This is a genomic window from Mesorhizobium sp. B3-1-7, assembly GCF_006439385.1.
Taxonomy (GTDB): domain Bacteria; phylum Pseudomonadota; class Alphaproteobacteria; order Rhizobiales; family Rhizobiaceae; genus Mesorhizobium.
Genome location: NZ_VFTL01000070.1, coordinates 1 through 9,036, shown reverse-complemented (window position 1 = coordinate 9,036; position 9,036 = coordinate 1). Strand labels below are relative to the sequence as shown.

Here is a 9,036-nt window from a genome sequence, read left to right as displayed (position 1 = left end):
CCTGTCCGAAAGGACGACCAGGATTCATTCGGTCTCCTTCCCACCTCAAACCATACACCAGAACCAACACACAGGATTCTATGGTCTGCGCTCCTTGCTCCGCCATAGAATGACGAAGGCGCGAAGCCAAGGCTTCCATGTGCGACGCTGTGGAAAGCCCTCACCTCTAAATCAGAGCTTGCCGGCGCCGTTCGTGCTGCCGCCATTGGTGCTGCCCCGGCCGCCATTGCCTTGATGGCCCTGATGGTCGCGGCCATTGCCGCCGCCCGGGCAGTTCGCGGAACCGACGCTGCAGCAGCGACCGCTCCACAAATCATCGAAGTTGGTCTTGGCGCAGCTTTTGACAGTCTCGTCCGCCAGGGCCGATCCGGTCAGGGCCGATACCGCGACGGCGGCAAGCAGGGTGTTCCGCAGAAAAGCAGTCATTTGAATTCTCCATGGTTTGGTTTCCGTCCACGGCCGTGTGTCGCCGGCCGGGAGGAAATGGTTCATGGAGCTGTGAGACTTCGTCATCCACGGGCGGAGCGGGAGCGAAGCGGACGCGGCGCAGACCATAGAATGGTTTGAGGAGGATAGGGTAGTTTGGCGGCCGGAACTGCGGCGCATCGCTGCGCTCTGGCTTGGCCCTACAATATGACGAAACTGAAGTTGGCGCCCTACTGCACCGAGCCGACCAGCACCGCCTGGCCGTCGCGGATCGAGACCCAGCGTCCGGTGTTGTCGATCGCCTGGCGCTTGAGGAAGCGATAGCCGGTCGCGTCCCAGGCTTTGACCCTGTCGGTCAGGTTGTCGAGCACGTAGTCGCCCTTGTCGGTGCGCACCGTCAGCACCGAATGGCCTTCGCCGTCCTGCTTGCGCACGACGGTGATCAGAAGATCGGCGAGCGACATGCCCATTCGGTAGAGCTGGCGACGCTTTTCCAGCACATAGTCCTCGCAGTCGCCATAGCCGTCGTCCGGATAGGCCCAGACTTCGTCCTTGCCGTAGTGATCGAGATCGCTCAACGGCTTGACGGCGGCGTTGACCTTGGCGCTCACGCTGGTCAGCCGGCGCCACAGACCGTCGGTCATCCTGGCCGGATCGAGATTGGCCGGGCGGATGTTGCACTCGTTCGGATGCGATTTGCAGAAATCATAGTGGCCGATCGGCTGCGAGGTCAGCCCGCCCGTGGCCATCGCGCCCGCCGCCCAGGCAGGCACGGCCCAATGCGCAGAGATCGTCAGCCCTGCGACCGCACACAAACGCAGAATCCGCGTCATCGCTGAGGAAGTCATTGTCCCCGCCGCCCTGTTCTTTATTAACGAAACGTTAAAGGCGATTTACAGTCCGTGTCAATTGGAGACGGCGGCCAGTTTGACGGCATGGTTACCTGGACGATCCCGTAGCGGCACTTTCGCAACAGAGGCGTGGGCGCAACACGGCCGGCCGCCGGGCGGCGGCAGGGCTGATCCGGGCTCCGGCGTTCAGCTTTTGGCCGAACGGACCAGCTTCGGCCTCACCGCCACCCGCTGCTGGCGGCCATAGCTGGAGATGAAGTCGGCGATGCGCGGCACGATCTCGGAGCGGAAGCGCGAGCCGTTGAAGACGCCGTAATGGCCGACGGCCGGCTGTATGTAATGGACATGCTTGTCGGTGGGAATGTTGACACACAGATCATGCGCGGCCTGGGTCTGGCCGAGCCCTGAAATGTCGTCGTTCTCGCCCTCGATGGTGAGCAGCGCCACGTTGCGGATCGCCGCGCAGTCGACCGGCTCGCCGCGGTGCTTCATCTCGCCTTTCGGCAGAGCATGGCGCACGAACACGGTGTCGACCGTCTGCAGGTAGAATTCCGCCGTCAGGTCCATCACCGCCAGATATTCGTCATAGAAGTCGCGGTGCTTTTCGGCGCTGTCGCCGTCATGCTTCACAAGGTGCATGAAAAAATCCTTGTGGGCGATGATGTGGCGGTCGAGATTCATGCTCATGAAGCCCGAAAGCTGCAGGAAGCCCGGATAGACCAGGCGGCCGAAGCCCGGCACCGGCCAAGGCGCCTGCATCACGACATTGTCGCGGAACCAGTCGATGCCCTTTTCCTTGGCCAGAAGATTGACCGCGGTCGGGTTGCGGCGCGTGTCGACTGGGCCGCCCATCAACGTCATGGTGGCGGGCACGAAGGGATCGCCGCGCTTTTCCATCAGCGCCACCGCCGCCAGCACCGGCACCGAAGGCTGGCACACGGCCATCACATGCGTGTCGGGGCCGAGCGCGTGGAACATCTCGATGACATAGTCGATGTAGTCGTCGAGATCGAAGCTGCCTTGCGCCGCCGGTACCATGCGGGCATCGACCCAGTCGGTGATATGCACGTCGGCATAGGGCAGCATCGCCTCGACCGTGCCGCGCAGCAGCGTCGCGTAATGGCCAGACATCGGCGCCACGATCAAAAGCTTGGGGTCCGGCTTGCGGCCGGCGGGCAGCGCGCGCTCGAAACGGATCAGGTTGCAGAACGGATTCGACCAGACCGTCTTTTCCGCGACGGCGACGCTTTTCCAGTCGACCACGGTCTTGTCCAGGCCGAATTGCGGCTTACCGTAGCGGCGGGTGGTCCGCTCGAAGAGCTCCGCGGTCGCCGCGACCGAGCGGCCGAAGGGGGTGTGGGAAATCGGATTGAGCGGGTTGGAGTAGAAGAGCCGTACCGCGTCGGCATAGAGCCGAGCCGGCTGCAGCGCCGCATGGTTCATTTCATAGAGCTGGTAGAACATCGCGAACCCCGCTGCCGTCCAACGACCAAAAGGACGACGGACAGCGCCGAGCCTTGAATGTCTCCTGGCGAGGTTAACAAGATACTGTTGCGATGCAATACGTCATTTTGTCTGACGAATGCTTCTTTGGTTCAACCTGTTGAAAATCGGGCTTGAGCGGGCGAGCCGGCTCAATGTGCGCTGCGGAAATGTGAAGGATATGTGTCCGGCCCTCATGCCGGACACCGCCCATGAATCCCGAACCACTTGGTCCGCATTGGATCATGGTCCGACGGACAATGCATGTCGCCCTAAAGTGTGCAGCGGTTTTGGGGCAACGACATGCATCAAAACAAAGCTCAGACGCGCGCCATGCAGACGGCGGTATGGCCCGAACCGATGAAACCCAGCTGGCCGGCGGCGCCGCGGGAGAGATCGAGCATGCGTCCCTTCACGAACGGACCGCGATCGTTGATGCGCACGACGACGCTGCGGCCGTTGTTCTTGTTGGTGACCCTAAGCTTGGTGCCGAAGGGCAAGGAGCGATGGGCGGCAGTCAGTGCCGAGGGGTTCATGCGTTCCCCCGAGGCGGTTCTGGAATGCAGCGCATACCAGGAAGCGCGGCCGCACTGCGCGGCGGCGGAGGAGGCGGAAGAGGCGCCGGCCATCAGGCCAGCCGCGATCGTTACCGCGACAAGCGCGGTCTGGTTGGTTTTCTTCATGCTTTGGGGGTGGCTCCGTTAGAGGTAGGCCCCGCCGATATGTGCCGAATGAGGCAGGAAATGCGGCATTGATCTGGCGGTTCCATGGCGATGGCACACGTTTGGAGTCGCCGCGAAACAGTTTGTCATGATATTTCCGGCACCGGGAAGGCGTATTCTCAATGAATATCGGACCGATATCCGGATCGTTCCGGCCAACATCGGTCGTCAGGATTCAAGTACAGAGGAACGGAACTGCTTCGGTTCCTCCGCGTCTTTTGTTGCGTCCCCATTGCCGTTCAGGATCGACTTCCGGAGAGGGTCAAGCCAATGCGATTGATCAGGTTTGTGCTGGCGCTGATTGTGCTGGGGTTGGGTGCGCTGTGGTCGCTGCAAGGTCTCGGCCTCGTCAAGGGCAGCTTCATGACCGGCCAGACGCAATGGCTCTATATCGGCCTCGTCACCATGCTGGTCGGCGTGGTCGGGCTGCGCTGGGCGAACCGCTCGCGCATCTGACCTTGCCGGCCGCGGGGAGACGGCTGGCGACAAAGGTTAGTCTGCGACCCGATCCTTGCGACCAGTACTGCCAGGCCCGGGAGAGGCTCTCGTCGCGCGGCGGCAAGCGGTCGCGTTCGCCGGCAAGCGCCACCTTGCGCATTGGCTGAGCGTCTCTTGTGTCGTCATTCTGAGGTCTACGCTCCGCTCCCGCGTCGCTCCGCCCTGGAATGACGAAGGCGCGCAAGGTGCCGGACGCCGATCGAACGAAAATCCTCCTGTCACGCCATCCGGGCAAATTCGTGCTTCAAAGGGCGCGGCAATTGGAACTCTGGTTTCGTGCCCGGCTCGGTTAGTATAGTAATCTTATCAACATTGGGAGTGAGAGAACGATGCGCGACCTTCAAAAGCCCGTTCCGGCGATCGTTCGTGGCTTGCGGCCAAGGCCGCTCGCGGCGCTCGCCGCGCGCTGATCGCTCCGTTTCGGCGAGCAGTCATGGTTGGACGCGCCAATTCCATCATTATTGTCGGCGGCGGCGCCAGCGGTGTCGTGCTGGCCGCGCATCTGTTGAAATCGCCCAATCCGGACCTGCGCGTCACCTTGATCGAGAAGCGGCCTCATTTCGGCCAGGGCATGGCCTATTCGACGCTGCTTTCGGCGCATGTGCTCAACGTCAACGCCTCCGGCATGAGCGGCTATGCCGACGACCCGACGCATTTCGCGCGCTGGGTGCTGGAACGCGGCCTCGCCAGGCCGGACCAGGGGCCGTTCTATGCGCCGCGCAGCCTCTATGCCCGCTATCTGCAGGAATTGCTCGACGGCCTCGTGGAGCGCGAGCGCGACACCGGCCGGCTCAGGCTGATCCGCGAGGAGAGCCTGTCGATCGCGCCGACCGCGTCGGGCGTCGAGGTGGCCTTGGCCAACGGCACCAGCGTCGTCGCGCATCTTGCCGTCCTGGCCACCGGTCACGACGAGCAGCCCGGCGCCTTCCAGGGCCACGCCGTCCGGATGGGGACGGAGGCCGACACCACGCTCGATCCGCAAGCCCAGGTGCTGCTGCTCGGCACCGGCCTGAGCATGGTCGACGCGTTTCTCTCGCTGGAACAGCGCGGCCATCGCGGCTCCATCGTCGCGGTGTCGCGGCGCGGGCTGCTGCCGTCGCCGCACCGCAAGGGCAATCCGATCAAGCTCGATATCGCCGACATTCCGCTCGGCACGGAGCTCTCCTATTTCGTCGGCTGGTTCCGCAATCTGATCCGCGAGACCCAGAAGGCCGGCGGCGACTGGCGCGACGTCGTCGATGGCCTGAGGCCGTTCAACCAGACGATTTGGCAGAATTGGCCGTCCTCGGCCAAGCGACGCTTCGTCGAGCACACCAAGGCCCGGTGGGACATCCACCGCCACCGCATGGCGCCGGAAGTCTACGCGCGCGTCACCGAGGCGGTCAGGTCGGGCCGCATCCGCCTCGTCGCCGGAAGGGTCGTGAACGTCGAGGCGAACGGTGGCTTCGCCGTGAAAATCCAGCCGCGCGGCACGCAGGATGTCGAGACCCTGGACGTCGCCCGCATCTATGATTGCATGGGCATCGCCCGCGACATTTCGAGGACGTCGAACGGCGTCGTGCGCTCGTTGGTCGAGCGCGGCGTGGCGCGGCCCGACCCGCTGCGCCTCGGCCTCGATGTCACCGCCAAATGCGAGCTGATCGCGGCCGACGGCACGGTGTCGTCGAAGCTGCTAGCCGTCGGGCCGCTGACGCGCGGCACCTTCTTCGAGATCGACGCCATTCCCGACATCCGCGTGCAATGCGCGAAGCTGAGCAAGCAATTGCTGGGGTGAATTTCTGCCGAGGTCGGCGCTCTACGGCGCCCCCCTCTGGCCTGCCGGCCATCTCCCCCACAAGTGGGGAGATTGGCTGTCGCCTCGGCTTTCGCCAATCGCCGACATTGCAGAAGAAGACGCTGCGGGCGGAGCTGCTGATCTCCCCCCAAGTGGGGGAGATGTCCGGCAGGACAGAGGGGGGCGCTGTCCCGCCAAGTTCAACAGGAGAGGCGATAGAGCGCGCACCCCGTGAAATTCCATTCCCCCACTCGCCGCGGGATTGGCACGATCTATCTTCTTTCCAGACGAAAAGGGCTTGAAAAGACGGTTCGCGCGATCCGCGAAACCGGAATGGATTCCGGCGGCTAGAGCATGATCCCAAAAAGTGGGAACCGGTTTTTGGAAAAGATCATGATCCAACAAGGATGCGCGAGATTGCGAACACCCGCATCGAACTGCTTCCATGGAGCATCTGAGATGAGCGAGCAGAGACAACCGGCGCCCGGCGGCGTGGACGCCAATCTGTCGAGATTACGTCCGCCTTACGCCTCGGTGCTCGACCTGATCGGCCAGACGCCGGTCGTTGAGCTGACCAAATTCGACACCGGCAAGTGCCGGCTGTTCATCAAGCTCGAAAGCCAGAATCCCGGCGGCTCGATCAAGGACCGCATCGCGCTGTCGATGATCGCGGCGGCCGAGAAATCGGGCGCGCTGAAGCGGGGCGGCACGATCGTCGAGGCGACCGCCGGCAACACCGGCCTCGGCCTGGCCCAGGTCGGCATCCCGAAAGGCTACCGCATCGTCCTCGTCGTGCCCGACAAGATGTCGCGCGAAAAAATCCAGCATCTGCGAGCGCTCGGCGCCGAGGTGCGCATGACCCGCTCCGACGTCGGCAAGGGCCATCCCGAATATTACCAGGACATGGCCGAGAAGATCGCCGCCGAACTGCCCGGGGCCTTCTATGCCAACCAGTTCGCCAATCCCGCCAATCCGCTGGCGCATGAGACGACGACCGGACCGGAAATCTTTTCGCAGCTTGAAGGCGATGTCGACGCGGTGGTCGTCGGCGTCGGCTCCGGCGGCACGCTGACCGGCCTCGGCCGCTATTTTGCGAAACACTCGCCGAAGACCGAGATGGTGCTCGCCGATCCGGTTGGATCGGTGCTGGCGCCGCTGATCAAGACCGGCAAGATGGAAGAGGCCGGAAGCTGGACGGTCGAAGGCCTCGGTGAGGATTTCGTGCCGCCCAATGCCGATCTGTCGCTGGTGAAAAAGGCCTATTCCATTCCCGACAAGCAGAGCATGCTGGCGGTGCGCGATCTGCTGTCGCGCGAAGGCATCCTGGCCGGCTCGTCCTCCGGCACGCTGCTGTCGGCGGCACTTCGCTACTGCCGCGAGCAGACGGTGCCGAAGCGCGTCGTCACCTTGGTCTGCGACAGCGGCAACAAATACCTGTCGAAAGTCTTCGACGACATCTGGCTGGCCGAGCAGGGCCTGGCCGACCAGGAACAGCATGGCGACTTGCGCGACCTCGTCATGCGCTCGCCGCGCACCGGCGACATTGTGACCGTTGGCCCGGAAGAAACCCTACTCAACGCTTATGGCCGCATGCGCCGCTCCGACGTCTCGCAGCTGCCGGTGCTGGACGAGGGCAGGCTGGTCGGCATCGTCGACGAGAGCGATATTTTAGCCAAGGTCGACGGCCCCTATGACGGTCGCTGGGACCGCTTCAACCGTCCGGTGCGATCGGCCATGACCTCCAACCTGCATACGCTGCAGGCCAGCCAGACGCTCGATGCGCTGCTGCCTGTCTTCGACCGCAACGAGGTCGCCATCGTCTTCGATGGCGAAGAGTTCATCGGCCTGATAACCCGTATCGACCTGATCAACCATCTGAGGCGCCGCGCAAAATGACCTCGACCGGCAAGAACCGCCTGGCCTTTTCCACCCGCGCCATCCATGGCGGCCAGAGCCATGATCCGCTGACCGGCGCGGTGATGGTGCCGATCTACGCCACCTCCACCTACGGCCAGCAGTCGCCCGGGGTGCACAAGGGTTTTGAGTACGCCCGCAGCCAGAACCCGACGCGCTTCGCGTTCGAGCGCGCGGTCGCCGACCTCGAGAGCGGCAGCAAGGCCTTCGCCTTCGCCTCCGGCCTGGCCGCGATCGGCACCGTGCTGGAGCTCCTCGATTCCGGCGCCCATATCGTCGCCACTGACGACATCTATGGCGGCTCGTTCCGCTTGATGGAGCGGGTGCGCAAGCGCTCGGCAGGCCTGGAGGTGAGCTTCGCCGATTTCACCGACCTTGCCGCGGTCGAGGCGGCGATCCGCCCGGACACCAAGCTCCTCTGGGTCGAGACGCCGACCAATCCGCTGCTGCGCATCGTCGATCTCGAAGCGGTGGCGGCGCTGGCGAAGCGCAAGGGGCTGCTCACCGTCGCCGACAATACCTTTTGCAGCCCCTATATCCAGCGCCCGCTGGAGCTCGGCATCGACATCGTCGTGCATTCGACGACGAAATATCTCAACGGCCATTCCGACATGGTCGGCGGCGTGGCGGTCGTTGGCGACAACAAGGATCTCGCCGACCAGCTGAAATTCCTGCAGAACGCCATCGGCGCCATCTCCGGCCCGTTCGACAGCTTTCTCGCTTTGCGCGGCATCAAGACCCTGGCACTCAGGATGGAGCGTCACTCGGCCAACGGCCTGAAAATAGCGCAATGGCTGGAAACGCGAAAAGATGTCCGCCGGGTCATCTATCCCGGCCTCGCCAGCCACCCGCAGCACTCCATCGCCGTCCAGCAGATGCATGCCTTCGGCGGCATGATCTCGGTCGACCTCGACCGCGACCTGGCCGGCACCAAACGCTTCCTCGAACGCACGCAGCTCTTCACGCTCGCCGAAAGCCTGGGCGGCGTCGAAAGCCTGATCGAGCACCCGGCGCTGATGACGCACGGCTCGATCCCGGCGGAAAAGCGCGGCGCCATCGGCATTTCGGATTCGCTGGTCCGGCTGTCCTGCGGGATCGAGGACGGCGATGATCTGATCGCGGACCTGGAGCAGGCGCTGGCTGGCTAAACGGCTTCGCCGAGATCCTTCGCGCCCCCCTCTGTCCCGCCAACCTATCCTTCGTCATTCTAGGGCGGAGCAAGGAGCGAAGCGACGCGTGCAGACCCTAGAATCCATGCCGTGACGGTTGAGAGCCGCCACGGTCCAGAACGCTCACCAGCCGATCCCGCGAAACAACTCGAACCATTCCGGGTTGCTCTTCTCGATCAAGTCGACCTTCCATTGGCGTG

General features: G+C 63.7%; 8 protein-coding genes. 4 read left to right on the top strand and 4 right to left on the bottom strand.

What is annotated here, in order from left to right:
- Positions 1 to 171 precede the first annotated feature (171 nt).
- The 4 genes from FJ417_RS32660 to FJ417_RS32645 all read right to left on the bottom strand — a co-directional run bounded on the left by FJ417_RS32660 (position 172) and on the right by FJ417_RS32645 (position 3,442).
- Positions 172 to 426 carry a hypothetical protein gene (locus FJ417_RS32660; RefSeq protein WP_140786307.1) on the bottom strand — a complete coding sequence of 85 codons (255 nt, stop codon included), beginning with the start codon at positions 424 to 426 and terminating at the stop codon, positions 172 to 174.
- A 230-nt stretch (positions 427 to 656) separates the two neighbouring features.
- On the bottom strand, positions 657 to 1,274 hold the full coding sequence (locus FJ417_RS32655; RefSeq protein WP_140659988.1) for a transglutaminase-like cysteine peptidase: 618 nt from the start codon (positions 1,272 to 1,274) through the stop codon (positions 657 to 659).
- Between the two features lie 189 nt (positions 1,275 to 1,463).
- Positions 1,464 to 2,741, bottom strand: coding sequence for a polyhydroxyalkanoate depolymerase (locus tag FJ417_RS32650; RefSeq protein WP_140786306.1), 1,278 nt, complete (start codon positions 2,739 to 2,741; stop codon positions 1,464 to 1,466).
- 338 nt (positions 2,742 to 3,079) lie between these two features.
- Entirely contained in the window at positions 3,080 to 3,442 is a 363-nt protein-coding gene (locus FJ417_RS32645; RefSeq protein WP_095767965.1) for a septal ring lytic transglycosylase RlpA family protein, read from the bottom strand.
- A 309-nt stretch (positions 3,443 to 3,751) separates the two neighbouring features.
- On the opposite strand from FJ417_RS32645, the gene FJ417_RS32640 reads away from it, so the two are divergent.
- The 4 genes from FJ417_RS32640 (at position 3,752) to FJ417_RS32620 (ending at position 8,815) form a co-directional block, all read left to right on the top strand.
- Positions 3,752 to 3,937, top strand: coding sequence for a hypothetical protein (locus FJ417_RS32640; RefSeq protein ID WP_140645963.1), 186 nt, complete (start codon positions 3,752 to 3,754; stop codon positions 3,935 to 3,937).
- Positions 3,938 to 4,412: 475 nt separating this feature from the next.
- Positions 4,413 to 5,753, top strand: coding sequence for an FAD/NAD(P)-binding protein (locus FJ417_RS32635; RefSeq protein WP_140786305.1), 1,341 nt, complete (start codon positions 4,413 to 4,415; stop codon positions 5,751 to 5,753).
- 459 nt (positions 5,754 to 6,212) lie between these two features.
- Positions 6,213 to 7,649, top strand: a complete 1,437-nt coding sequence (locus FJ417_RS32625) for a pyridoxal-phosphate dependent enzyme (RefSeq protein ID WP_140786304.1) — start codon at positions 6,213 to 6,215, stop codon at positions 7,647 to 7,649.
- Positions 7,646 to 8,815, top strand: coding sequence for a cystathionine gamma-synthase (locus tag FJ417_RS32620; RefSeq protein WP_140786303.1), 1,170 nt, complete (start codon positions 7,646 to 7,648; stop codon positions 8,813 to 8,815). Before FJ417_RS32625 ends, FJ417_RS32620 begins: the two co-directional genes overlap by 4 nt.
- Positions 8,816 to 9,036: the final 221 nt, after the last annotated feature.